This window comes from uncultured Aquimarina sp. (assembly GCF_947495315.1).
Lineage (GTDB): Bacteria > Bacteroidota > Bacteroidia > Flavobacteriales > Flavobacteriaceae > Aquimarina.
Genome location: NZ_CANLYD010000006.1, coordinates 313,625 through 338,328, shown reverse-complemented (window position 1 = coordinate 338,328; position 24,704 = coordinate 313,625). Strand labels below are relative to the sequence as shown.

Annotated in this window: 24 protein-coding genes; 15 read left to right on the top strand and 9 right to left on the bottom strand. The window is 33.1% G+C overall.

The annotated features are described in order from the left end of the window. From Q0910_RS13445 to Q0910_RS13425, 5 genes are all read left to right on the top strand, one after another. Entirely contained in the window at window positions 1–216 is a 216-nt protein-coding gene (locus Q0910_RS13445; RefSeq protein ID WP_299217379.1) for a hypothetical protein, read from the top strand. A gap of 292 nt (window positions 217–508) precedes the next feature. Next, window positions 509–2,590 (top strand): carbohydrate-binding protein, encoded by a 2,082-nt coding sequence (locus Q0910_RS13440; RefSeq protein WP_299217376.1) that lies wholly within the window; start codon window positions 509–511, stop codon window positions 2,588–2,590. A gap of 375 nt (window positions 2,591–2,965) precedes the next feature. Continuing rightward, on the top strand, window positions 2,966–3,259 hold the full coding sequence (locus Q0910_RS13435) for a hypothetical protein (protein ID WP_299217373.1): 294 nt from the start codon (window positions 2,966–2,968) through the stop codon (window positions 3,257–3,259). Between the two features lie 85 nt (window positions 3,260–3,344). Beyond that, window positions 3,345–6,062 (top strand): RICIN domain-containing protein, encoded by a 2,718-nt coding sequence (locus Q0910_RS13430; RefSeq protein ID WP_299217370.1) that lies wholly within the window; start codon window positions 3,345–3,347, stop codon window positions 6,060–6,062. Between the two features lie 19 nt (window positions 6,063–6,081). Further along, entirely contained in the window at window positions 6,082–9,219 is a 3,138-nt protein-coding gene (locus Q0910_RS13425) for a ThuA domain-containing protein (protein ID WP_299217369.1), read from the top strand. A 447-nt stretch (window positions 9,220–9,666) separates the two neighbouring features. Here the strand turns inward: Q0910_RS13425 and Q0910_RS13420 are convergent, their stop codons facing one another. Continuing rightward, window positions 9,667–10,230, bottom strand: coding sequence for a Crp/Fnr family transcriptional regulator (locus Q0910_RS13420; protein ID WP_299217367.1), 564 nt, complete (start codon window positions 10,228–10,230; stop codon window positions 9,667–9,669). Between the two features lie 184 nt (window positions 10,231–10,414). On the opposite strand from Q0910_RS13420, the gene Q0910_RS13415 reads away from it, so the two are divergent. The 7 genes from Q0910_RS13415 to Q0910_RS13385 all read left to right on the top strand — a co-directional run bounded on the left by Q0910_RS13415 (window position 10,415) and on the right by Q0910_RS13385 (window position 16,762). After that, the gene (locus tag Q0910_RS13415) at window positions 10,415–11,062 is read left to right on the top strand and encodes a hypothetical protein (RefSeq protein ID WP_299217364.1); all 648 of its coding nucleotides are present in this window, start codon (window positions 10,415–10,417) and stop codon (window positions 11,060–11,062) included. A 30-nt stretch (window positions 11,063–11,092) separates the two neighbouring features. Next, the gene (locus Q0910_RS13410; protein WP_299217361.1) at window positions 11,093–11,698 is read left to right on the top strand and encodes an NAD(P)H-dependent oxidoreductase; all 606 of its coding nucleotides are present in this window, start codon (window positions 11,093–11,095) and stop codon (window positions 11,696–11,698) included. A 20-nt stretch (window positions 11,699–11,718) separates the two neighbouring features. Then, window positions 11,719–12,225, top strand: coding sequence for a hypothetical protein (locus Q0910_RS13405; protein ID WP_299217358.1), 507 nt, complete (start codon window positions 11,719–11,721; stop codon window positions 12,223–12,225). A 125-nt stretch (window positions 12,226–12,350) separates the two neighbouring features. Further along, window positions 12,351–13,244 (top strand): alpha/beta hydrolase, encoded by an 894-nt coding sequence (locus Q0910_RS13400; RefSeq protein ID WP_299217354.1) that lies wholly within the window; start codon window positions 12,351–12,353, stop codon window positions 13,242–13,244. A 222-nt stretch (window positions 13,245–13,466) separates the two neighbouring features. Then, window positions 13,467–14,561 (top strand): helix-turn-helix domain-containing protein, encoded by a 1,095-nt coding sequence (locus tag Q0910_RS13395; protein WP_299217351.1) that lies wholly within the window; start codon window positions 13,467–13,469, stop codon window positions 14,559–14,561. 155 nt (window positions 14,562–14,716) lie between these two features. Further along, window positions 14,717–15,277 (top strand): hypothetical protein, encoded by a 561-nt coding sequence (locus Q0910_RS13390; protein WP_299217348.1) that lies wholly within the window; start codon window positions 14,717–14,719, stop codon window positions 15,275–15,277. A gap of 81 nt (window positions 15,278–15,358) precedes the next feature. Beyond that, window positions 15,359–16,762, top strand: coding sequence for a S41 family peptidase (locus Q0910_RS13385; protein ID WP_299217345.1), 1,404 nt, complete (start codon window positions 15,359–15,361; stop codon window positions 16,760–16,762). A 145-nt stretch (window positions 16,763–16,907) separates the two neighbouring features. Here Q0910_RS13385 and Q0910_RS13380 read toward each other — a convergent pair whose 3' ends face one another. Continuing rightward, entirely contained in the window at window positions 16,908–17,837 is a 930-nt protein-coding gene (locus Q0910_RS13380) for a lytic polysaccharide monooxygenase (RefSeq protein ID WP_299217342.1), read from the bottom strand. 400 nt (window positions 17,838–18,237) lie between these two features. Between Q0910_RS13380 and Q0910_RS13375 the strand changes: the two genes are divergently transcribed. Then, a complete protein-coding gene (locus Q0910_RS13375; RefSeq protein ID WP_299217339.1) occupies window positions 18,238–19,569 on the top strand; it encodes a hypothetical protein in 1,332 nt (443 codons plus the stop codon). A 159-nt stretch (window positions 19,570–19,728) separates the two neighbouring features. Next, window positions 19,729–20,142: a hypothetical protein gene (locus tag Q0910_RS13370; protein ID WP_299217336.1), complete on the top strand. Its 414-nt coding sequence runs from the start codon at window positions 19,729–19,731 to the stop codon at window positions 20,140–20,142. 13 nt (window positions 20,143–20,155) lie between these two features. Here the strand turns inward: Q0910_RS13370 and Q0910_RS13365 are convergent, their stop codons facing one another. Together Q0910_RS13365 and Q0910_RS13360 are read right to left on the bottom strand one after the other, a co-directional pair. Beyond that, window positions 20,156–20,353, bottom strand: a complete 198-nt coding sequence (locus Q0910_RS13365) for an alpha/beta hydrolase (protein WP_299217332.1) — start codon at window positions 20,351–20,353, stop codon at window positions 20,156–20,158. 80 nt (window positions 20,354–20,433) lie between these two features. Beyond that, window positions 20,434–20,670 carry a hypothetical protein gene (locus Q0910_RS13360; protein WP_299217328.1) on the bottom strand — a complete coding sequence of 79 codons (237 nt, stop codon included), beginning with the start codon at window positions 20,668–20,670 and terminating at the stop codon, window positions 20,434–20,436. Between Q0910_RS13360 and Q0910_RS13355 the strand changes: the two genes are divergently transcribed. Beyond that, window positions 20,662–20,841 carry a hypothetical protein gene (locus Q0910_RS13355; protein ID WP_299217325.1) on the top strand — a complete coding sequence of 60 codons (180 nt, stop codon included), beginning with the start codon at window positions 20,662–20,664 and terminating at the stop codon, window positions 20,839–20,841. The two genes, Q0910_RS13360 and Q0910_RS13355, sit on opposite strands and share 9 nt — an antisense overlap. Here the strand turns inward: Q0910_RS13355 and Q0910_RS13350 are convergent. The 5 genes from Q0910_RS13350 to Q0910_RS13330 form a co-directional block, all read right to left on the bottom strand. Further along, entirely contained in the window at window positions 20,827–21,762 is a 936-nt protein-coding gene (locus Q0910_RS13350) for a DUF2867 domain-containing protein (RefSeq protein WP_299217322.1), read from the bottom strand. The two genes, Q0910_RS13355 and Q0910_RS13350, sit on opposite strands and share 15 nt — an antisense overlap. Continuing rightward, complete coding sequence (locus Q0910_RS13345) at window positions 21,746–22,843, bottom strand: hypothetical protein (protein WP_299217319.1); 1,098 nt, start codon at window positions 22,841–22,843, stop codon at window positions 21,746–21,748. The genes Q0910_RS13350 and Q0910_RS13345 overlap by 17 nt, the downstream gene beginning before the upstream one ends. A 16-nt stretch (window positions 22,844–22,859) precedes the next feature. Continuing rightward, on the bottom strand, window positions 22,860–23,411 hold the full coding sequence (locus Q0910_RS13340; protein ID WP_299217316.1) for a hypothetical protein: 552 nt from the start codon (window positions 23,409–23,411) through the stop codon (window positions 22,860–22,862). A 101-nt stretch (window positions 23,412–23,512) separates the two neighbouring features. Further along, window positions 23,513–24,421 (bottom strand): alpha/beta hydrolase, encoded by a 909-nt coding sequence (locus Q0910_RS13335; RefSeq protein ID WP_299217314.1) that lies wholly within the window; start codon window positions 24,419–24,421, stop codon window positions 23,513–23,515. 28 nt (window positions 24,422–24,449) lie between these two features. Then, a complete protein-coding gene (locus tag Q0910_RS13330; RefSeq protein WP_299217310.1) occupies window positions 24,450–24,695 on the bottom strand; it encodes a hypothetical protein in 246 nt (81 codons plus the stop codon). Window positions 24,696–24,704 lie beyond the last annotated feature (9 nt).

Sequence of the window (24,704 nt, the reverse complement as noted above, 5' to 3'; positions counted from 1 at the left end):
ATGAAAAAGCTAAAAAGCATGTTGATTATTTGGATAGCGATTTATCCGGCAATTACCACAATAATGCTGTTGTTTGGTGATATGCTGAATGAATTACCAACTCTTTTAAGAACACTAATTCTTACTCTTATTTTAGTACCGTCTATGGTTTATATTTTAATTCCTTTTTGGACAAAAGTTTTTAATAAACCTGCTACTAAAAGAAGAAATTTATAAGATAACCCTATTATAATTATAGCTATAACAACAAGGTTAATGTTTTATATCGTTAAACAAGTTATTAGAATAAAGTCAACTATTAATTTCATAAGTAAGATCAATTCGGGTAAAATATTCGGATCTGGATAATTTAAGTTTTTGATTTCATTACATCATCTCCATATTCTAAAAAATTACCTACGAATTCTAAAAAAGCATGTATCCATACTAAATTGTTAGATACATTAGGTAATTGGTTGACCAATTTTTAATTTAGTTAATCCAATAAAACCTATTAACCAACTATACAATGAAAACTATATGTCCTCACATCCTATTGAAAATATATAACACAAAACTAAAACAAAAGTACCATTATACAATACTCCTTATTTTAATGGCGTCATTGTATCCTACTTATTCTACAAATGCACAAACAACCGTTGTTAATTCATTAGAAGAATTTCGAATAGCGGTTCAAAACAACAATCAGGAGATCGTTTTGGAAGCAGGTAATTACTATCTAGAGGATCTACCAAGTAATTCAAGGGTTATTAATTGTACAGGATCTGGTAATACTATAGATATGACTGGGGCACATATTAATACCTTGGTGGGCTCTATTAGGGAGGTCTATTTTATTATTTCAGGTGATAACAATGTTCTACGAAATGGTGCTATTGAAGATTTCTATAGAAATGGTTTGGAGGAAGTGACTGATTTTAGTGCTTATAATAATGATAGAGATAATCTGGCGTATGGATTAAGAGGTGATCCTATTATGTCAATTACGGGAAATCAGAATTTAGTAAAAGGTCTTGAAATGATTGTAAAAGGGTCCTTTCCCTATGGTTACGGAAGTCAGTATGGTATTGGCTCCCAAAACACCTTTGGTTTGAGCAAGCGTTGTGGAATTTTAATTACAGGAAGTGATGGAGGAGGAATTGGAAATACCCTAGATGGTATTACAATGTATCACTATGCATTTGGACATGGTATTTTTATGCAAAGTGGAGCTACAGAAACAACAATTAGAAATTGTTATATAGAAGGTAGAATGCGCTTGAGTGACGATATGTACAATGATACAGAAACCTATGATCTACCTTATCTAACAGACTACAAGTTTCCAACAGGTGACGGTTCTTGGAGACTTCCTTTTGAAGAATCCTATGATATTCCTTATAATCATGTATATCCTCTTTCTGAAGATGGAATTCGCTCATATAATAATACTGGAAGCGTAACTGTTGAAAACTGTACAGTAAAACAAATGCGAGGCGGTATTCGTCTTTACTTAGCTTCTAGTGCAATAGTTACAAATAGTCAAGCTATAGACTGTGGTTCTGGGGGGACTAACTACAATATGCCTGCAGGTGGAACAATAACTGGATCAAGTGGTAATTTTACGTATGCTCCCTTAAGTGACTTTCGTTTAAGTCGCTCTCGTCAAAATATCGAAATGACCATTATACCTTCTCCGAATGCTATTGGTCCTCATAACATAGCTGATATTCTAGGAAATGACCATAACATTATCTTTCATAGAACGCCAGGTCCATTGGATACCGACGAAACACGTGCCATTGTAGTCACAGGCGATAACTCTACCATTGTAAACGAAACAGAATACCGTATTATTCTAGAATCATCTGCCAGTGGAAATACAATAATTAGCTGTGGGCCAGTAACTGATAATGGTGCTAACAATGATATTACATATGCTGATGATTGTAACGATATTGTTCAACCATGTGACAGTCACGATGCATTTACACAAATTGAAGCAGAAGATTTTTGCGATATGTTAGGAGTACAAATTACTGGTGATGCAGTGGGTTATATACAAAATGGTGATTGGATAAAGTTTGAAGCAATAGATTTTAGCTCAGGAGCAACATCAATATCTGCATTGGTGTCTAGTGGAAATTCAGGTGGAACTATCGAAGTAAGACAAACAAGTGTTACGGGTAATTTGCTTGGAACTTTAGAAGTTCAGAATACAGGATCATGGACTAGCTGGGAAACGGTTTCAACAAATATTTCTTTGGTAACTGGAGTACAAGACATTTACTTCGTATTTTCTGGAGGTTCGGGATATTTGTTAGATATCGATTCTTTTAGCTTCTCAGAGGACACTTTGCTTTCAGTAGATGATAATAAACTTCTTACACCTAGTTTATATCCAAATCCAGTGGCAAATACTGTCACTATTGAGAGAGCAGCAGATTCTATTATTAGTATTTATGATGTAAATGGTAGAACTGTGTTCACACAAACTATTATTAGTGAAAAAGAATACTTAGATTTAGGGAAGTTGACTACAGGAGTTTATTATGCCAAAGTGAATGGTGACAATACAAAAACAGTATTCAAAATTGTAAAAAAATAAGCAAACTAAACAAACGATAAACTACATTATACTACTCTACTTATTCGTTTTGGCAACAATTTGATAATCTGAAAACTAAGCTATAAAATAGATTGGTATGATTATTTAGAAATTATAGAGAATTATACAAAAGGTAGTTTGATTTCGATACGTTTATTTCTTACTAAAATTTCATAAGTAAGATCAATACAGGTAAAATATTCGAATTGGAATGATTTAAGTCTTTGATTTCATTGCATTACCATCATATTCTAAAAGATTGCTTACGAATTCTAAAAAACAGTTCTGCAATACTAAATAGTTATATATATTAGATAATTGGTTGACCAATTTTATTTGGTTAATCTCCTAAAGCCTATTAACCAAAACTACCTAATGAAAGCTATACGCCCTCATTGCCTATTGAAAATAAGCTACAAAAAACTAAAACAAGATTACCATTATACAATACTGATTATTCTAATGGTTTCGTCGTATCCTGTTTATTCTAAACATGCACAAACAACCGTTGTCAATTCATTAAAAGAATTTCAAAGACCATTTCTAAACAATAATCAAGAGATTATTTTGGAATCGGTTACCCATTATCTAGAGTATTTACCAAGTACTTCAAGAGTTATTAATTGTATAGGATCTGGTAATACTATCGATATGACGTATTTACTATGATAAAATTAAAGGGGGCGCAAAATGTTTCTATTGTAAAAAAATTGAAACAATAGAAAGTACATGATCTTACTAACATACACAAATTATGAAAAAAACAGTATTATTCTTTTTATTTAGCCTAATCGTTTCGCAAGTCATTCTTGCCCAGAGAACCATTTCGAGTCTTGAAGAGTTTATTGAACTTCAGGATGCTAGTAATCAAAATATTAAAATGGCTCCTGGCACATACCACATTTCTTCTTCAACAAAAACATTGTTCGAGGGTGGAAATTGGATTGTTCGCACACGGGGTTCTTGGCCAGGACTTTTCGACTTTACAGGAAACAATAACATATTCGACTTAACTGGAGTAACATTTACGTTTGACTCAACAATAATAAATGAAATGCCAAATTTGGCACATGGAACTCTTGTAAGACTTGGAGGTACAAATAATACCTGGCTTGGTTTTAATTTACAGGAGTTACCAGGAAACAACGATACTTATGGTGTATATATTCATGTTTCCGGAGGAGTTGTATTGGAAATTACAGGTAGTGAACATCATTTTGAAAACCTTACCTTAAAAGCTCGTTACTCTCACCCTTATGGTTTTGGATCTCTCTATGGAAAAACAGGAAGTAGTACTGGTATGCTACCAGGGTCACGTCTTGGCAAAAAGAGTGGTGTTGTCTTAAAAAAATTAACTAACAGTACTTTCAATAATGTTTTAGTTGATCATAGTGCATTTGGTCATACTTTATTCTTTGATGGACCAATTAACAATGTTGTCATAGAAAATGCTACTGTTATTGCAGAATCTAGATCAACTAATGATCTTAGAGCAAATGGTATTGACGGAATCGATAGGAATGGTGTGCCTTTTGGACTAAACTATAACGGAACGGTTTTAACAGGAACTTCAGATAACAATGTCTTCTTTGATTATTTTGACACTGATAACCTAGATCAATGCCAAAGTTTAGATAGTGGATTTCAGGCATCTCCTATTCGTAACAATTATCAATTTAGTTTAACTGAAGATGCTTTTCGTGGATATAATCAAGATCTTATTGAAAACCTTATAATTCGTAATGCTTATGTGATAGGAGCTCGCAGTGGCGTTGCACTTGGTATTGCAAGTAAAGGCCTTGAAATTGATGGTATGACAATTAAGGGTACTGCAGGACATGGTGTTCCTGCTTGTAATGGTGCTTGGAATAGTAGTAACGGAGGTGAGGGTGATGCTAGTGCTTTGGATATTCCTTCTTATGCTGTTGTTAAGAATATACAAGCTGATGCAGCATACTCCACGGTTTTGGAACTCGCTGGTGCTCGTAAAGAGGTTACAGCAGATATGGAAATACTTGATCCAGATAATGGTTATATGCGTCCTCAAGGGTCAACAGCACTTGCGCTTATTAGTGGTAGTGATCATAAACTTCGTTTATGGAAACGTGATGGGCAAGCTCTTGATGAAGACTTGGTTATAAAGGTAGGTAATCAAGCTACTTCTGGACTTTTACTTTGTAATATGACTAAGCAGTCAATTACATTATCTAGTAATGTTACAAATTCAACGATTTATTCCATTGGAAATGTAATTGATTCTAGCAATGGATCCAATACAGTGATTAATGTATCGAGCCTTAATCAAGAACCGTGTGAATGTGCTTCACTTGGAACTAATGTTACAGCTTGTAATGATTCTTCTTTCGATCCAGACCCAAATAAAACTTATTACATTGATGTGCCTATACATAATTTACGATTAGCTGCTAATGGATCAAGTGAAGAACCGTACACCACCTCAACGGATACTACGGGAGACGATGTAGAATGGAAGTTTATTGCTAAAGGAAATGGATCATGGCATATACAACGAGCAGCAGGAGGTTCTCTCCCTAGGCTTAGGACTGATAACACTGAGTTTGCTGACATGCAAGCAACTGCTAATTCCGGCTCTTTCACGTATTATAATTTTACGCAAGGAGCCAGTTCAGACACTCATTTCTTAACCTTGCCAGATGGTCCTGCCGGACGTCAACGTTTGCAGGTCAACAGAGAAGGTTTAGTTCGTTTTATGAGTACCAGTTCAGATGGTTCTTGGGAGTCTTTCACCATTACTGAGGTGAATACAACGAATATTGTACATATTACCAAGCGTAACGCACCAGACTTTGCTATTGATGGTATGGGTGGCGGTGCTGATGGACAGAATATATATCTATGGGAGGCCAATCAAAACAATGTCAACCAAAAGTGGATTGAGATTGATCGTGGTAATGGCTATTACTCCTACCAAAAGCAAGGCACCAATTATTGTATTGATGGTAATGGCGGAGGAGCCGATAGACAGAACGTATATTTATGGACTTGTGGAGAAAATAACCAAAACCAACAGTGGCAAAAAGTAGCTGTAGGCGGAGGAGCCTATAAGCTTATCAAGCGTAATGCTTCTGGTTATGCCCTTGATGGAGGTTCTAATGGCACGAATGGCCAAAATGTACAATTGTATAATTCATCAAGTACATCACAAAATTTACATTGGATTATTACATCCATTGATGATACAAAAGCTCCAGAACTTTCTGCAGATGAAGCAGTAATGTTATATCCAAACCCAGTAGTAAATACTATCACTATTGAGAGAGCAGCAGATTCTGTTATTAGTATTTATGATGTAAATGGTAAAAAAGTATATAGTGCAACGATCGCTAATAACACTGAAACTATAGATTTAAGCAATTTACCAACTGGTTTATATTATGCTAAGGTGTTATCACAAAAGGATAAAACGATCTTAAAAATTATAAAGAAGTAAATTAGTTAAAGTAAAAATTATGAAAAAGATATCTCAATTTAAAAATAAAGTGCTCCTGTTAGCTGTCTGTTTTTTTTCCTTGTTGATTCAGTTTACATATGGCCAAGATTTTAATATTTTAGTTTTTCATGAAACTAATGGATTTAGACATACGGGTGCGATAAATGCCAGTATCACAATGTTGGAAGAATTGGGATCTAATGTCGGTCATGATACCTGGTCTGTAGATTCCACAAGAGATGCATCTGTTTTTACAACGGAAAATTTAGCCAATTATGAAGTTATAGTTTTTTCTAATACAACTGGTGGTGATCTTCTAAACGATAGTCAACAAGCCGCCATGGAATCCTTTGTACAAAATGGAGGTGGTTTTGTTGGTTTTCATTCTGCAACCGATACCTATAGAGGTACGAATGCTGCGTCGACTTGGCCATGGTATAATGAGTTAGTTGGCGCAATTGTTCAAACAAGTCCTAATCATACTTCTAATAATTTACCAGGAGTTATGAATCTGTTGGTCAATCATCCTGTTACCGATCACATTGGGAATGCTGGAGATACTTGGTCACATGAAGAAGAATGGTACTACTGGGAGCTTAATGGAGGTCAATTAAGTAACACAAATCAAAACCTGTTAGAAGTCCAAGCTACAGGTAATCAAAGTTACGATGCCACTCGTCCAATAACTTGGTTAAAAGAGTTCGATGGTGGAAGGTCATTTTATACTGCACTAGGTCATAATGGAAGTACTTATGAGAATAATCAAACATTTAGGCAAATGATTGAAAAGGCGGTGCTTTGGACTGCTAACAGACTGGATACAGATATTATAAATGATTGTGGCGCGACATTAACTAATCAATGGACAGACTTACTGGAAAATGATTTAGAATGTTGGGAAATATGGATGGGAGTACCACATACTACTACCGGTTTACCTGGTAGCAGTAATAATGTAACCAATGGTTCAGGGACTCCTCTGGGATTAGAAAATGACCCTAGAAATGTATATTCCGTTATAGAAGTTGAAGGAGAAAAACAATTATATATCACAGGAGAAGTATATGGTGGTCTTACCACTTTAAATGAATATGAGAATTACCATCTTAGTATGGAGTTTAAATGGGGAGAATTAAAATGGGAACCTAGATTAAACCAGTTAAGAGACAGTGGTATTCTTTATCACTGTAACGGAGAACATGGATCGTTTTGGGATGTTTGGAAATCTTCTTTGGAGTTTCAGGTACAAGAAGGTGACTTGGGAGATTATATCGGTTTAGCAGGTACTCGGGGCTTAATACCTTCAGAGAATAACGGTGGATTGACATTCACACCTATGGCTCCGCTAAATACCGGAACATTAATAAGAGCAGGATCAAACCCGGAATTACCTAATGGACAATGGAATTTATTAGAGGTTATTGTAATCGGTGATAGAGCGATTCATTATGTAAATGGTGTTATGGTAAATGCACTGCAAGATGCTACTTGGAATGGAAATGCAGTTACTAGTGGTCAAATACAAATACAATCTGAAGGTGCAGAATTATACTATCGTAATATCAGAATAAAATCTGAGACGGAATTTCCCACCGAGGATTTAGAAACATTAGGATGGGGTGATAATCCTTCTACTCCAACCTGTAATACTGATGCACCAATAGGAGAAATAATTGCATTTAGAAAATCTGGAGGTGATCAAAAGTGGATTACTATTGATAGCTCCAATTCTAATCTTATTGCCAATGGAGAAGAAGCCGATAGAGCATTGTTTTATGTAGAACAGCATACTAACGGATGCATCGCTCTTAGATCAGTAGCTACAGATAAATACGTTCAAGTAGTTGGCGCGAATACAAATGCAGCAATTCGTGCAAATGGTAATGCTCCAGGAACCTGGGAGAATTTTGGATGGGAACAAAAGGGTGCTAATCAAATAGCACTGAAAAGTCTATTCAATAATGGATGGGTTCAAGCAAATTGGAACGTGGATAACAGCACTCTTTTTCCTTTAGGAAATGCTGATGGAACTTGGGAAACCTTTGACTACGAAATATTGGATAATTCCCCTACAAATGAAACTTTAGTTCATATTACCAAACGTAATGCTACAGGATTTGCTATTGATGGAGGTACTGGCGGAACGAATGGACAAAATGTAACCCTCTCCTCTGCCGACACCTCTGATGAAGGTCAACTTTGGGTCGAAATAGATCGTGGAAATGGATATTATTCTTATCAGAAATATGGAACCAATTACAGTCTTGATGGAGATGACGGAGGTGCGAATAATCAAACCGTATACTTGTGGGAAACAAATGATACCAATCAAAATCAACAATGGCAAAAAATAGCTCTGGCTGATGGTGGTTATAAGCTGATTAAAAGGAATGCAACTGGATACGCAATCAATGGCGGATCAGGAGGTGTAGAAGGCAGAGATGTTAATCTATGGAACTCAAGTTCTTCTAGTCAGAATTTACAATGGTATATAACTCCCATAGCTACCGTAGATATTCGTTTAGAAGCAGAAGATTATAATGATATGTCAGGCATTCAAACAGAAAACAGCACAGAAAGTGGAGAAAATGTGGGGTGGATAAATAATGGAGATTGGCTCCGCTTTGATAATATTAATCTTTCAGGTATTTCTAATATGGATGCACGTATAGCGACAAGAAATGCCGGAGGAACTATAGAGGTTCGTACAGGAAGTCTTACAGGAACATTAATAGGGTCTGTTAATGTAAGTAACACCGGTGGATTTCAGAATTGGACTACGGTAAACACAGGCATTAGTAATGTTAGTGGAACACAGGATGTATACTTAGTATTTACAGGTGGAAGTGGTTATTTATTCAATGTTAACTGGATCGAATTCAATACAAGTTTGAGAAGTAATAATAGTGATATTGATACTATTAAAATTACATCCGATATAATTATATATCCAAACCCTGTAAAGACAACGGCTACTATTCAAAATGCTTCAAATTCAATCATAACAATTTATGATATCAAGGGAAGTAAAGTACTTACTAAATCAATTTCTAGCGATAATGAAATTATAGATATAAGTGAATTTAGTACAGGTATTTATTATGGAAAAGTAAGCGGAAAAAGGACTAGTACAATACTTAAGATAATAAAAGAATAAAAGTGAGTTAAGCCAATCAAAATTATTATTTAAGTATTACACGTGTTTTCGATAATGAAAACAGAAAATTAGATTGAAGAACTAGTATCTCAATAAAAGCCTCGTATCTTAGTATGCGAGGTTTTTTAATGTAAATAATAGCTAAATTTAGTTATAATTCTACTTCTTAAATTCTTCCTTTTGTTATTAAATTTAGGTCAGTTTTATTAGAACAGAATCTACTTATGATTTTTATTCCGTTCTACTAAATCTTATTTTATGATTTCATTTTTTTGAAAATCTACCATTAAATTAAAATCATTTTCCAGATTTTCAATCCATTCTGAACCATAGGGAATTTGTTTTTTGTGAATAATTTTAATTTCGTTTCTTATTGATATTTGATTATTAAAAAGTCCAATCCTATCGTTTTCTGGGAATAATTTTGTTTCTAATTTTCATCCAAAACTATTTTTGATGCCGTATTCGACTTAAAGTTTCTTGAGTAATTCCTAGATATGAAGCAATCATTCCTAAAGGAACTCTTTGCAAAATGTCAGATTGCTGATTTACTAACAAGTCATAACGTTCTTTTGCAGTATTAAAATGTAGCGTATCAAATCGTTTTTCTAAGAGTGAAATTCCATGATTAGCAAATAATCTTGCAGCCTTCTCTAATTCACGATTAGTAGAAAATAATTGTTCTAGTTTATGGTGTTCAAATTTCCATAGAATACAAGATTCTATAGTTTCAACCATTTTGTTACTAGGTTCTCTAGAAAAGAAACTTGCCATTGCCCCTACAAATTCATTTTCTGGAGCAATCCAATAGGTAATGTCTTTTCCTTTTTTATAATAAAATGTTCTGGCAATTCCTTTTTCAATAAAATAAATACTATCACATACTTTACCTGTTTCATGAAGCATCGTTTTTGAAGGGAATTCTATACGTTCTATCGCATTAAATAATGCTTTCTCATTTTCCTTAGAGAGATTTCCAATTTCCCTAAATGTCTCTATTAAGTTTTGCATTTTTTAGTCTATATAGTATTTATATGTTATAGAATAGACTATTAACTATAATTTTTGTTACCACGATATGTTTATTTTACAATAAATAATGGGTTAAAACCTAATCATATACATTATTTGATAAATATCAATTCTTTTCGTTTTCTAAATTATAATCTTTGAAGTTATAACCTAAACACAAAAAATGGAAATAAAAAATATACAAAAGTTAGGCGGAGTATGTTCAATTTTTGAAGCCATTATTTATATTATGGCTTTCATTATATATGGAGGTGTTTTAATATATCCTGATAAAAATGCAAGTGCTAATGAAGAATTAATTTTTCTGTCTGAGAATTACATAACCTTATCGATTTTAAACTTCACTAGCTATATATTATTTGGGATATTATTAGCGGTATTAGTACTAGCAATTCATGAACGTCTAAAAAAGGATTCACCAAACCTATCTAAATTAGCTTTTATCTTTGGTGTTATTTGGGTCGGATTGGTAATTGCCTGCGGAATGATAACAAATATTGGACTCAATTCTATAATTGAAATTGGAATAACATCACCAGAAAATGCCATGCAAATATGGTCTAGTGTAAGTATTGTTTCTGAAGGACTTGGTGGTGGAAATGAGATTGTTGGTGGAATTTGGGTATTACTCATTAGTATTATAACCTTATATAATAAGGCATTTTCTAGAGCTTTGGCTTTATTAGGAATATTCGTCGGGATTGCAGGTATACTAACAATTTATCCATTAGATATTTTTACAGAAATCTTTGGAGTTAGTCAAATAATTTGGTTTTTATGGATAGGAATAGCTATGATTCGTAAACCATAAATTACAAAGGAAAATTAATTCTAGAAAGACATGAAAGTTCTTATTATATATTGCCACCCAAGTAAAAAATCATATACTTATGAGATTTTACAGCAATTGGAATTACACCTAAAAAAAGAAAGAATTGAGTTTCAGGTTTCTGATTTATATGCAATGAACTTTAAAACTGATATGAGTGAAGAAGAATATCGGCGAGAAGGTTTTGCTAATCTTGATTTACCAATAGCAAATGATGTGAAAAAAGAACATCAAAAAATTGCTGGAGCGGATTGTATTATATTTTTATATCCAGTCTGGTGGAGCGATTGCCCGGCAAAGTTAAAAGGTTGGTTTGATAGAGTCTATGCTGTTGGATATGCATATGGAGAAAATAAAGAAAAGGATAATACTCAGATGATGAAACGAGTACCTCAGGGTATTGTAATTTGTACAGCTGGTCATCCGAATAAGTTTTTGGAAGAGATTGGAATAGCGAGAAGCATGAGAAATGTAATGCTTGATGATAGACTTGGAAAAAGATTTAATAAGAAAGAAATGATTATTCTAGGTGGAACATTATATAAAGAAAAAGTGAGATTAATACACGCAGAAAGAATTAATTCTACAATAAAAAGTATAAAAAAGAATTTCGATTAACCATTAGACACTTAAAACCAATGAGATATATATTATTTTCTCTAGCTGCTATTTTTTGTAGTTGTGCAGATAAGACCACAAGAAACGAAACAACAATAAAGATAGAAAACGAATTTAATAAAGATGAAGTTAGTTGGTTTAAGAATGCAGGAACTTCTGCTATTAAGGGAGTGGCAAAATTCAAGTCAAAAAGTGGAGATATCCGTTTTGGAAAAGATTTTAGAATAGAATTAAATCCATACTCTGCTTATACCAAAGAACGATTAAATCATATTTACAAGAATGATGATTCTGGCTATGTATACATAGAAAATGGAATCCCAAAGTTTGTTCCTGATCCGGAAGGTTACCATAAAACAAGAAAGATAATGTGCAATGAAAAAGGAGAATTCGAATTTAAAGATTTGCCTGCAGGAGATTATTATGTTATCGCATTTATGCTTTGGGATGAAATAGGCGGAGGGATAATGCAGCATATAAAATTATCAGATAATGAAACAAAAGTTATTGAAATGACAAACTTTTAAAGTGAAATACGCTCCTAATTTAGAAACAACAAAAATCGTACACTTAAGAATATATACTTATTATCATTCTAAAGCCCATAAGAACATATGAATGAGGTTTATTAAGAATTACTAAAAAGAGAATAATGAAGCAAAGTTTTACATATTATCTGACGTTATCGGTTATCAAAATAAAAGGTTTAAAAAAGATTTTTAGTAAGGATCCTGTAGATTTTGAGAAACTTAGAAAAGAAGATGTTTATAAACCAAAAGGTAGTTTTTATAAAAAAAATGTAACAAGAGATTTCAAAATATCTAATTCCTTAGTAACAGAAATAGGGCAAAAAAATGATTCAGATAAATTATTGATATTTATTCATGGAGGCGCATTCATTTCAGGTCCAGCAAAACATCATTGGGATACAATCAAAACTATTACCAAGCAAACTGACTATAACGTATGGATGTGTAACTATCCAAAAGCACCTGAGCATAAAATATCTGAAATCTCCGAAAATGTAAATTCAATCTATAATGAGGCCTTAAAGAACTACAAATCAAATCAAATTTCGTTAATAGGTGATTCTGTAGGAGGTACATTAATTATTGCACTTATACAGAGGTTAATTACCAATAAGCAACAACTACCCAATAAACTAATTCTTGTTTCGCCAGTAATGGATTCATCTATGACTAATTCAGAAATTGATATAATAGATGTAATTGACCCAATGCTCTCAAAAGCTGGATTGTTAAGTGCTAAAAAAATGTGTGCTGGACATGTTGATTTAAAAAACGAGATGATTTCACCGTTATACGGAAATTTCGAAGGATTTCCTGAGACTATTCTATTTCTAGGAGAAAACGACATTACCTATCCTGATCAAAAATTGGTTGTCGATAAGTTGAAAGCAGCTCAGGTGAAAATTAAAGTAATTGAAGGTGAAAACATGCCACATATTTGGCCATTTCTACCCATTATGAAAGAAGCAAGGTTATCTTTAAATGAAATAATTAAAGAATTAAATACTACCACATAAATAATTATTTTACATAAATTATACTCCTCTCCTACTAATTGAATAATTAGATGAACTCGTAGATATTAAAAATTGATTTTATAATTAATTGTAAAACTCGTGTAACATCCCAGAATATTTACAGTTATTGGTATGATGTATAGAATATTTGGTATCTGAAACATTCGTGCTACAATAATTTATATTTCTCATTGAATTTTAATACCATTAATTCTTTAAAGATTGGATACAACAATACTAGATTTTATAGTAATTGCAAGTGGAATTATGGGATATTTTATAAGTATCTCATTAGTGACGACTTCTTTTTATAAGAATCGTGCAAATAAATATCTAGCCTTTTCTTTATTCTTATTGACAAGTTTGACCTTCTTAGGTTGGTACGACATAGAAGGTTATGTCTTACAGTTTTTAGACAATATCATGTTAGAATTTTTGGTTACCGTTACTTTGTTTACCTATTTTCTAATCCAAATTCAGCATAGCTACCTAAAAAAAAGATGGTACAAATTGCTTTATATTCCTTTTTTTTGCTCTTTGGCAATTGAGGTTTTTATTACCTTTTTTCATGCTTTTTTTAATCTTTATAATTCTGACTTTGATGTTATAATATATGACATTAAGGACATTTTAGGTTTTGCTTATAATGTGTTTTTAATCTTTTGGGCAAGGAGATTAATAAAAAAGGCCACTACTATTTCTGAAGACAAAAGACGTTGGTTATTACGATTAAATCTTTTCATTATATGCATTATTATCGTTTGGCTTTTGTCTAATATTGAACTATATATATACGATTCAGAATATGTTACCAATTTTTTATGGATATCACTTTCATTTTTATTCTGGTGGGTTTTGTATTATGGAATATTCAGATTACAAATCATTGTTCAAAAAGAAGAAATACATCGATATTTGGTTTCAGGAAAGATCGATAAAACTCCTATAAAAAAACAAATAAATGAAACCACAGTTTCTAAAATTATTACTCAACTCTATACATTAATGGAAGAAGAGGAATTATATAAAAACCCTCTTTTAAGCAGGTTAGATCTTGCAACTCGATTAGAAACAAGCGAAGGATATTTATCACAGATTATAAATCAAGAAATTAATAAAAGTGTTATTCAGTTTGTAAATGAATATCGAATAGAAGCCGCTAAAAATTTATTACATAATCCAATATTTAATAAATATTCTATAGAGGCTATAGGCTTAGAAGCTGGTTTTAAATCTAAGAGTGTTTTCTATAGTACTTTTAAAACTAATTTAAGTATGTCTCCTGGTGCTTATAGAAAACTTCAAAAAACGTCCTAATTTGTGTAATCCTACTGTTTTAGTACTTCTCCAACACTAAAATCATTCTCTTTCCTTTTTGATTCTGATACTTTTATATCGGGAATCAAAAAATATATAAATGAATCAACACTACTTAGTCTTAATTAATAATATCCTTTAAATTAATATTTAGTATGAAAAAAGTAGCTTTTGTTTTATTATTCCTTTACACTTCTTATTCTGGATTTTCACAAAATGCAGAAGAAGCATCTGTAGAAAAATCAATCTTTGGAATTCAAATCGGCGTTATGGGCGTATGGGTTCATAATGAATTGAAATTATCTAATCAAATAGCTTTACGAAGTGAAATAGGAATAGCGATTGTTGGTTTATGGGCAGATGGGAATGATACCCAAGTCGGTAATGGTTACTCATTACCTATAGTAGCATTAGAACCTAGGTGGTACTATAATCTAAACAAACGAGCAAAACAAGGCAAAAGAATAGATGGTAACAGTGGTAACTATGTTTCGTTACGAGGTAGTTACTATTTTTATGACGATGTTGATACAGATACTCAAAGAAATTTATCAAATCATCCATTTACAGCAATAAGCTGGGGAATTAGAAGGAATATTGGTAATCATTTTAATTATGAAATTGGAGTTGGTGGAGGACTTGGATTTGGGAACAACACTGGAAGAGAAATTGGTTTAACACCATATTTCAACCTCAAAATTGGATATCGTTTTTAATGTTTTCTTCAGTTTTAATACAATAAAACTTTTATGAATCTCCTTACATTTTACTTTTAATAAAAATCAAAAATTAGCATTATGATATTACATACTATCAAAAAAGAAATCCATTTTATAATTATTAAAAATCTATGCGTATGCTTCCTGTTATTATTAATTGTTTCTTGTCAAATGGATGATGACAATCCAACTCTTCCCGCAGAAGATTCGATCAATGGTTTTTGGTTCTCAGAAGAACTAGGATACATTTTGGAGTTTACAGACGGAAATGATGCAGTTTATAATATAAATACCGCAGGATGCTCAATTATAGATGATGATTTTGAACTAGAAGATTTTGTTCCAAATCTAGTAAGTGCAAATGACATGATATTAACTACAGACTTAAATGAATCTGATTTTGAATTTACTCGATTGTCAAATCAAAACCCAACTTGTCTTCCTGATCAGATAGCCGATACTGATGATCCAAAGGTGAATTTTGATCATTTCTGGAATATCTTTAATGATTATTATGCTTTTTTTGAAACCAGAAATGTAGACTGGTCGCAGTATGAAAGTTTAAGAGATCAAGTGACTACGGATAACTTTTATGATATTTTAGAAGACTTAGTTCTTTTATTAGAAGATGGTCATGTAAGTATCTTCGATGAAGAAAATGGTATTCAAATTGATTCCGGGTTTCCAAAATTATTAGAAATATTCAACAGCAACTTAAGTGGAGATTTTATTGTAGAAAATGGAGATGATTTAGGAGATCTTTTGGGTCAAAAAGCCACAACAATAGTAACAGAATATTTAGGAGGAGATTTTGAAATAGATGAAAGAGAGAATATACTATGGGGATTGGTCAATGATACTATAGGATACGTTAATATTTTAACGATGGCAGGATATGGAAATGATTTTAGTAATGAGTTGTCAACATTAAATGATTTATTAGACACAATTATGAACGATATTTCTGCATCAGGAGTTTCTAAACTGATTATCGATATACGTTTTAATGGAGGAGGACATGATACGGCTGCTTTGGATATTGTATCTCGTTTTATGGATCAAGAAAGATTTTTATATACCAAAAAATTTAGATTAGGTAATAGTTTTACAGAAAAAAGAGCTGTTTCTGTAGGTCCTAAAGGAGATTTTCAATTTACCGGAGATATCGTATTGCTTACCAGTCCTGCATCCATAAGTGCAGCAGACCTTTTCGCTTTATGTATGAAAGACTTACCTTATGTTACTATTGTGGGAGAGAACACAGCAGGAGCTTTTTCTAATGTTCTTAGTCACACATTACCAAATGGTGCAGAAATAGGTTTATCTAATGAGGTATATGAAGATCCACAAGGAGTCATTTTTGAATCAGTAGGGATTGGGCCTGAAAATCAAGAAAATAGAGTTCCATTTCTTTCAACTTTAGATTTTGAAGAAGGAATAGATACTGGGATAGATCGTGCTCTAGAATTATTTAATAATTAGATAACTTAATATTTTACAAAGCAAATTGCCTTTATACAAATTCTTTATTCTTGGACCTAAATCCCTAAATAATGTATCTGTATAAAGGCAATAATTACTAGAATTTTATCAAAACCACTAGTTTTCTTGAATTTTTAATATTCTGCTAATTTTGTATAACCATACGTCTTGTTTCCGTATAGTTTCCTGCTTTAAATACATAAAAATATACGCCTTTACCGTGTATATGATCTGCATTAAAAATAATCTCGTGTTCTCCGGCATTTTTAACTTCGTCAACAAGCGTAGTAATCTCCTGCCCCAGAATGTCATAAACTTTAATGTTTACTGCAGATTCACTCTCTAAACTATACTTTATAGTACTCTGTCCGCTAAATGGATTTGGATAATTTTGTTCTAAGTTGGCTGAAGGCTTTTTTAGCTCATCAATCGATAACGTATTACCAAAATCTACATCACTGGTAGAATAAAACGCTTCTGGACTAAGTGAACGCTGCCAAATACTATAGATTACATGTTTACCTGTTCTTTCTGGTAAGATTACTTCGATATTATCTTCGTCTGATAATGGTAGCTCTCCAGTACGTTCCAGAAGCTCTAAACTATCCCAAGTAAGCGGTTGATTAGGAGTCCAACCTTCTTTGGTAATATACACTTCATAATATAATGTTGCGTGAGGAGCTGTAATCGACCAAGTAATTGTGAGCGGTCCAGGAGAAACAGGTGTTGCCACCCAATCGTCTCTTACTTGATCCAATCCTCCGTACTTATCCGGTCGTCCTGCACTAGCTAAATTACCATCCGGTATGATGTCTCGATGCATGCCGTTGGCATCCATTCGTGCTACTTCATTCCAGTCGTATAAAGCTTGTGTACCGTGAGAAGCAACCATATCTATACATGCCGGTGAATCTGGACTTTCAGGATTCTCCTGAAAGCAAATCCAAACGCGACTAGGTGGACTGGTTACGGTACCGTGTGGAGAAATTGATTGTGTAGAAGTTAATAGCAATCCACTAAATAGCAAGACCCGCATATTCTTGAAGATTTGCTTTTTTTGAGTTGTTGTTTTCATGATGATTAGTGTATAATGATTTGAGATTAAAAAAACATGTTAGAAACTCTTTTTACAAGTAATAAAACATTCTGTTTTGTATACATTATATCGCTTACCTTTTTAATTTATTGTATGTAGTTATTTTTAAAGTGGTTAATCAACCTGTTTTTTTAAACCTGGTAAAATTATTTAATATAATACCCATTAAGTTTCTTACTAAAAACACCTTGATTTGTAAGCGAGTATTAGCACTTTTGCTAGTATATTTTCGTGCTTTTTTTATATTTTTATGATCCAATGTATAAGCCTACCGACATTGAATTAGCTTAATTAATCAGTTTTTAAAAAATACATGTCTTAACCTCATTAAAAGAAAATAAATATCTAAATTAGTGGGGAATTTTTCAACAATTCTCTTGTGATTAAAAAGTTGCTTTTTGTTTTTTTTATATTCCAAATAGGGTTTGCACAAACAGGTCCTGGAGGAGTGGGATCCAATGATGGCACATCTACTTTAAAAATATGGTACGATGCTTCCGTGGGAGTATCTTTAACAGGTACATTGGTTGATGTTGTTACCAATCAGGCAGGTATTTCAGATTTAGATTTGAGTGAAACCGGAGGTCAGAGACCAACTATTGTTCCAGCAGCCGTTAATGGATTTGATGCTATAAGCTTTTCTGGTTCTAACCGATTGGAAACTGGATTTAATTTAACCACTTCTAATTTTGTTACTAATCAAGCATCCTCTTTTATTGTTAATGTTGCAGATAATACTACCCAAACATCTTGTGTCTATACCACTTCTCCATTAATTGGATCAAGTAGGTTTACAAATCATATACCTTGGAGTGGCATCGTATATTTTGATATTGGAGTGTGTTGTGGAACGAATGCACGAATACAAGTTGGAGGACTAAGTGGTCTTACTACAAATTATTCCTTTTGGTCTTATGACGCAAGCCCAACAACCGGTAAACAATTATATAGGAATGGAACTTTACTACAAAATCGTGCAAATACAACATCTTTTACGAATCATGCTTCTTTTCGTTTCAATCTGGGAGGAAATACATCGGGTACTAATGGTTACGTTGGCGATCTAACCGAAATTATCGTGTTTAATGCCAAAATTAATACTGCACAACGTATTATAATAGAAAACTATTTAGCTGCAAAATATGGGTTAACAAGTGCTGAGAATGACATTTATACACAAGATATTGCTGCGAACGGTAATTATGACTATGATGTAGCGGGAATCGGAAGAGTGAATGCATCAAACCTTCATATAGACTCTCAAGGTACTGGAGAAGTAAGGATTCTGAACCCTTCATCCTTAGATGATAACGAGTTTTTGATATGGGGACATGATAATGGCAACTTTCTTTTTGATAATACTACCGATGTATCAAGTAAAATTACAAACAGATTAGATAGAGTCTGGAGAGTTAGTGAAAAAAACACTTCGGGTGGTACTGTAGATGTTGGAACTATAGAAATGCGTTTTGATCTTTCTGGTATTGGTGCAATTAACCCAAACCTACTTAGGATTCTTGTGGATAGCGATAATGATGGTTTTTTTAATGATGAATTACCAATAAACACTACACCTATTGATTTGGGAGGTAATATCTATAGTTTTGAGATTATTGCTGAAATACAAAATGATAGTAGGTTCACATTAGGTTTTTTGCGTAGCATAGTAATTACTAATAGAAAGATTACATATCGTGTTAAAAAGAATTGAATTATTCTTTTTAACAACAAATGGTACATACATAAATATGAATGAAACATCATTTATATTGTTCAACGTTCTGTTGTAATCAGTATTTTAATAAAAATATGGTTCTTAATTAAGAATAGTTTAAGATAGAATATTGTATCTTAATTCTTTTAAATAGAGATGTTTAGCTACAATAATATATTGATATATGTATTTGCCCTTGTTGCACTGTCTGTTCACAATTGTGTTCAGGATACAAACAGTTCTTATGTAAAAAAAGACATAACTTCTTCAGAAGAAAAACCACGTCCGGTTAACGCTGATAAGAGCACATTTGAAGAGAATTCCAAAATTACAAGAGCAGTTCTCATTACCCATTGTGGTAGTTGTCACCAAAGTTCTCTGGATTCTCATAAACCTGAAGCTATTAAGATTTTCGATCTGGATATGGCCACCAACTGGCACATATTATTATCTATGGAGAATCTTTCAGGAATCGCTAGCCGTACAAAAAATAAATCTGTTATTACAGAACAACAAAAAGAAGCTATCGATATTTTCCTAAAATTAAAGGAACTGCAATTAAAAGAATAAGATCATTAACCAGTCAAAAGCTAAAAAAAGCAAGAATCTTTTTATTTACTATCTCTGCTTGCGAATGAGTTATATCATGGCTGGCATCAGGAATAACTATTGTTTTTATTTGAGGTGCAACATCATTAAGGCGCTGAACAACTTTATCAGGAGAATACAAAACTTCTTTACCCCTAATAAGGTACAATACAGGAGCTTTCAGTTTTTGCAAATCATCATCCGTTAAAACAGTAGGTTATCAAAGATGTAGTCTATTGCATATGTTTTATAATGTTCCGAAAACTCCTTTGTCTAAGGTATCCAAGAAAGTGAATTTTCAGTATCTCCAGGCAAAAGAATTAAAGGTGGTTTATCTTTTGGACCACTTATCCGGACAAAGGTTTGACCATAAGAAGTTTCAATATATTTATTTTTTGATGGAGCAGGCCACATTTTAGCATGTTCATCATAAAAATCAAGATATTCTTCTTTTGCTTTTTCTGACTTAAAAGGGTGATAGGATTCTTTTTTCTTAAGAAAATGACTCACGATAAAGAGAACTCCTACAATAACGAATGGAATAGTGATGGACAGAATGATACCGAGGCTAATCCAAATGGAGTCGTTCATTTTATAATTATGCACAAAAACAAATGGACTCAATCCAAGACCAATAATAATAAAGATTATACCGCTGTATACCATTTACTTCTTCATTAATCTTTTCAACAAACCAACAACTATTCTTCTGTGAAACGCTCTTATAATAAAAAAATAGAAGCGTCCTAAGGTATTATGATATTTTACTAAAGTCGTTAAATGAATTCTTCTATTATGTTCTTCTTCATTTTCAAACACAGAAATCCTAAAATCTAAATGTTTATCATTCTCTGCAGTGACAATTTCATTATCGTTTCTGTCGATAACAGTAAAGTAAACTGCTCTAGAACCCACAGGATAATAATCTGCAATGTACCTACGATCCTTATAACCACCTTTGTCTAAACCAAAAAGACTAAACATTGCATTTCTCATACCCATAAGTAAATCTGCCCATTTAGGCGTTTTGAAAATTTCAGTAGTGATAGTATCTATAGAATCATCACTTTGTATAACTATCGAAAATGAATCGCAATAATGAAAGTCATCAAATTTCTGTGATATCAGAGATCCTTTTGGGATACTGTTGCTTCTTTGGGCCTTGATTTTTTTTTTTAGACTTGAACCAATTTTAGAAGCAATAACTATCTCTATAATACCAATGCCCAAATACAAAAAATGTAAGAAATGAGTGCTTCGAATGAAACAGACCTGGATAATTATCCATGCCACGAGAAACAGTCCAAGACCTAAACCGAGTTTTCCAGCATACCATTGTTTAGTAAACGAAGCCCAAGCTCCCAGAATATGAAAGAGACCGTTGACGGTAAATAGTACAAGACCCGGAATAAAGAAATCTCGGAATGGTGAATGCTCAAGCATTTCTATGGGATATCCTAAACTTTCTCCCGAAGGATCGATAAGCAAAAAAAGTCCTGCAGAGATGGCACCTAATCCCACAAAAGCTTGTAAGACACCTAGAATGTTAGTTTTTCTACGCATAACGACATTGGTACTTGTAATTTTAGATAATGACTTCATTTACAGGACGACGTAGCGATTTTGGCATTTCAGGGCCATACCCAAAACGCACCAGTAAATCTGTTCGGCGCTCTCCAATGCCCAAATAGTCTGCAAATTGAGCTCTTACTTGAGGTACTTCAACAGGTTGATTTATAAAGGCATGCTTTAACCCTAAAGCTGTAGCTTGTAAGGCAAAACGCTGATAACTTCTTCCAGCTTTAATCCAGTGTTCAATAGTATCTTGTTCTGAAATAAAAGCTATCGCACCTGCAGAGCTTCTCATTTGTTCCATATATTTATCATTTTCCGACTTTTCCGTAAAAGCCATATTAAAGATGAAATTTCCTAGCCAGGATGGCGAGGTAGGATTTCCAGACACTGCAGAATATAATCCATCGCTATATTTTATAGCTTCAGAAGGATTAAATCGTATCCAATCTTTGAGTTCTTTTACAAAAGCTTTATCTCTCATTTGAGCACTGTTTCCTTCAACTAAATATTCCAGGATGGTTTCCATATCCTTTTTATCAGTAAATAGTTGCGTGGATATCCCTTCATCTTGAGCGGACATTTCCAATATCTTTAGCTCATTTCCAGCTACTTTCTTTCCATCATATGTAACTTTTGTACATTGTCTTTTGGGTATGGCCTGAAACAATTCGGTTTTCTTAATTGATATGGGCTCAAAATCTACTTCAATCATCTTATTTTGAACGCTAACGTTGGCCTTCAATCCAAAGGCTTTAGCTGCGTGTACAATGTTTTCTGTAGCACAACCAAGACTTGCATATACATGATGATCGTCTGGGTCGACCACCGGACATCTGCGACTAAAATCGGGAGATATACTGATACTACGGTTCCCTATTTTGAATAACCAAGGCTGTGTATTATGGCTATTAGCTGCTAAAGTGGCATATCTTACCAATTCTTTCATCACTTCATTATTCGATCCAGAAAATTTGGTTGAATGACTCCATATCTCATTAATTCTATCTTCGTATTTATTATTCTGATAGTTGTTGTTTAAAAAATACACCGATCCACCAATAACAATAGTTCCTGCTCCCGCAAGAGTAATAAACTTTCTTCTTTTCATGATTTATCGTCTATTATTAGAAATGCCAGCCTAATTTTAAGGATACTTCAGGGATAAATAGTTTGGTTTCAAACGTCTTTTGATCTACTATGACGTCTTTATCTCCAGCTATTCTTAAATGCCCAGCAACCCAAGGGTTCAAATAGAAATTTTTATAAAACTTCCAAACATAACCTCCACCTAAAGTAAATACTGTGTTGTTGTATTCTACTGTATTTATCTCTGCATCCGTTTGTATACTGGCATCCCAATACTCTAAGCCAGTTCCTATCCACCAACCTTTTAAGTCAGGTTTAAAAAAGTAATCTACAATAGCTGCATAAGCTTTAATTTCATTATTGGTAAAACCATCTTCTAAAATAAAGTCTGGCGTTTCTGCTTTTGCAATTACCGCTCTGTATCTAAAATGATTATGACCAACCCAAACCGAGCCGTAATATCCTCCGGTAATATATGGTAATGCATCTAGCTCAAAACCTATAGTTGTGCTGTTAGTTGATGGATCTTTTGTCTGACAATAAGAAAAGTTTATTATCAGAATAAATAAGATTGTTACAAATTTTTTCATGATTTCTATACTTTTCAGAAAGTTAGAATTGAAAATTTTATTAAACAATGATTTTTATCATTCGAACTTTTCCCTTTGAAAAATAATATTGGCTGGCTTGTTTATAAACCGTATTCCTCTTGTAAAAAATCGAAAATCTTTTTATTTACTATCGCTGCTTGCGAATGCGTTATATCATGGCTAGCATCAGGAATACTAATTGTTTTTATTTGAGGTGCTACATTATTAAGACGTTGAACCACTTTACTAGGAGCGTATAACACTTCTTTATCCCCAATGAGGTACAATACGGGGATTTTAAGTTTTTGCAAATCATCATCCGACAAAAGAGTCGAATTGACAAATTTTCTTTTTTTAAAACATTTCCCAGCCAATACAACCTCCTCAATCATTTGATCCGCAATAGCCCGACCGGCTTCTCCTTGTTTTACCAAACATTTCCTTTCCCAATACACTAGTCTTTTTGCAAAAAAATAAATTGGGAAGAAATGAGTAGTTATGGCAAGTATCAAGTACCTAACTCTTGGTTGCATCACTGTTGATGAGGGAGAAATAAGTATAACTTTATGAAGCCTTTCGGGATGTGCAAGGGCATACATACTTGTTTGCCATCCACCGTATGAGAATCCCAGGAGATTAATATCATTTTTCAAATACAGTGCGCTAAACAATTCATCTAACCAGTTAACAAAATCTTGTGGTTCTTTCAAAGGACGTGAATATATACTACGGCCATTATCAAAGATGTTGTCTAAAGCATAGGTTCTATAATGTGCTGAAAACGCCTTTATCTGAGGAATCCAGGACAGTGAATTTTCAGTATCCCCAGGCAAAAGAATTAAAGGTGGTTTATCCTCTGAACCACTTATTCGGACAAAGGTTTGACCATAAGAAGTTTCAACATATTTGTTTTTTGATAGAACAGGCCACAGTTTAGCATGTTCATCATAAAAAGCAAGATATTCCTCTTTTGCTTTTTCTGACTTAAAAGGGTGATAAGATGCATTCATTTTATTTAGATCTTGTTCTATATGGTTGCTATGAGATTTGACTATTCTTCAGTTGTTCTTGAATATGAAGAAGTTTCATTCTCTTTTTGATATAATCTTTATCTAAAACATCTAATCTTCTTTGAATTTCCTCAGGAAAACTTTCAGGATTTTCAGAATAATATCTCTTTATGGTATCCTTCGTAAATAACCGTAATTTGGACTTGCAGGAATCACATATAGCATAGCCATACATGTTTTTACCATTTTTATCGCAATTGAAACATTTTTTCATCATCAATTT

Excerpts from the sequence above, each read along its gene's own strand:
- Q0910_RS13405 (WP_299217358.1), top strand. The coding sequence starts at position 11,719 with ATGAGATATATATTATTTTCTCTAGCTGCTATTTTTTGTAGTTGTGCA.
- Q0910_RS13410 (WP_299217361.1), top strand. The coding sequence starts at position 11,093 with ATGAAAGTTCTTATTATATATTGCCACCCAAGTAAAAAATCATATACT.
- Q0910_RS13400 (WP_299217354.1), top strand. The coding sequence starts at position 12,351 with ATGAAGCAAAGTTTTACATATTATCTGACGTTATCGGTTATCAAAATA.
- Q0910_RS13385 (WP_299217345.1), top strand. The coding sequence starts at position 15,359 with ATGATATTACATACTATCAAAAAAGAAATCCATTTTATAATTATTAAA.
- Q0910_RS13355 (WP_299217325.1), top strand. The coding sequence starts at position 20,662 with ATGACTCACGATAAAGAGAACTCCTACAATAACGAATGGAATAGTGAT.
- Q0910_RS13415 (WP_299217364.1), top strand. The coding sequence starts at position 10,415 with ATGGAAATAAAAAATATACAAAAGTTAGGCGGAGTATGTTCAATTTTT.
- Q0910_RS13425 (WP_299217369.1), top strand. The coding sequence starts at position 6,082 with ATGAAAAAGATATCTCAATTTAAAAATAAAGTGCTCCTGTTAGCTGTC.
- Q0910_RS13350 (WP_299217322.1), bottom strand. The coding sequence starts at position 21,762 with ATGAAGTCATTATCTAAAATTACAAGTACCAATGTCGTTATGCGTAGA.
- Q0910_RS13335 (WP_299217314.1), bottom strand. The coding sequence starts at position 24,421 with ATGAATGCATCTTATCACCCTTTTAAGTCAGAAAAAGCAAAAGAGGAA.
- Q0910_RS13340 (WP_299217316.1), bottom strand. The coding sequence starts at position 23,411 with ATGAAAAAATTTGTAACAATCTTATTTATTCTGATAATAAACTTTTCT.
- Q0910_RS13430 (WP_299217370.1), top strand. The coding sequence starts at position 3,345 with ATGAAAAAAACAGTATTATTCTTTTTATTTAGCCTAATCGTTTCGCAA.
- Q0910_RS13330 (WP_299217310.1), bottom strand. The coding sequence starts at position 24,695 with ATGAAAAAATGTTTCAATTGCGATAAAAATGGTAAAAACATGTATGGC.
- Q0910_RS13435 (WP_299217373.1), top strand. The coding sequence starts at position 2,966 with ATGAAAGCTATACGCCCTCATTGCCTATTGAAAATAAGCTACAAAAAA.
- Q0910_RS13420 (WP_299217367.1), bottom strand. The coding sequence starts at position 10,230 with ATGCAAAACTTAATAGAGACATTTAGGGAAATTGGAAATCTCTCTAAG.
- Q0910_RS13380 (WP_299217342.1), bottom strand. The coding sequence starts at position 17,837 with ATGAAAACAACAACTCAAAAAAAGCAAATCTTCAAGAATATGCGGGTC.
- Q0910_RS13440 (WP_299217376.1), top strand. The coding sequence starts at position 509 with ATGAAAACTATATGTCCTCACATCCTATTGAAAATATATAACACAAAA.
- Q0910_RS13370 (WP_299217336.1), top strand. The coding sequence starts at position 19,729 with ATGTTTAGCTACAATAATATATTGATATATGTATTTGCCCTTGTTGCA.
- Q0910_RS13390 (WP_299217348.1), top strand. The coding sequence starts at position 14,717 with ATGAAAAAAGTAGCTTTTGTTTTATTATTCCTTTACACTTCTTATTCT.
- Q0910_RS13345 (WP_299217319.1), bottom strand. The coding sequence starts at position 22,843 with ATGAAAAGAAGAAAGTTTATTACTCTTGCGGGAGCAGGAACTATTGTT.
- Q0910_RS13445 (WP_299217379.1), top strand. The coding sequence starts at position 1 with ATGAAAAAGCTAAAAAGCATGTTGATTATTTGGATAGCGATTTATCCG.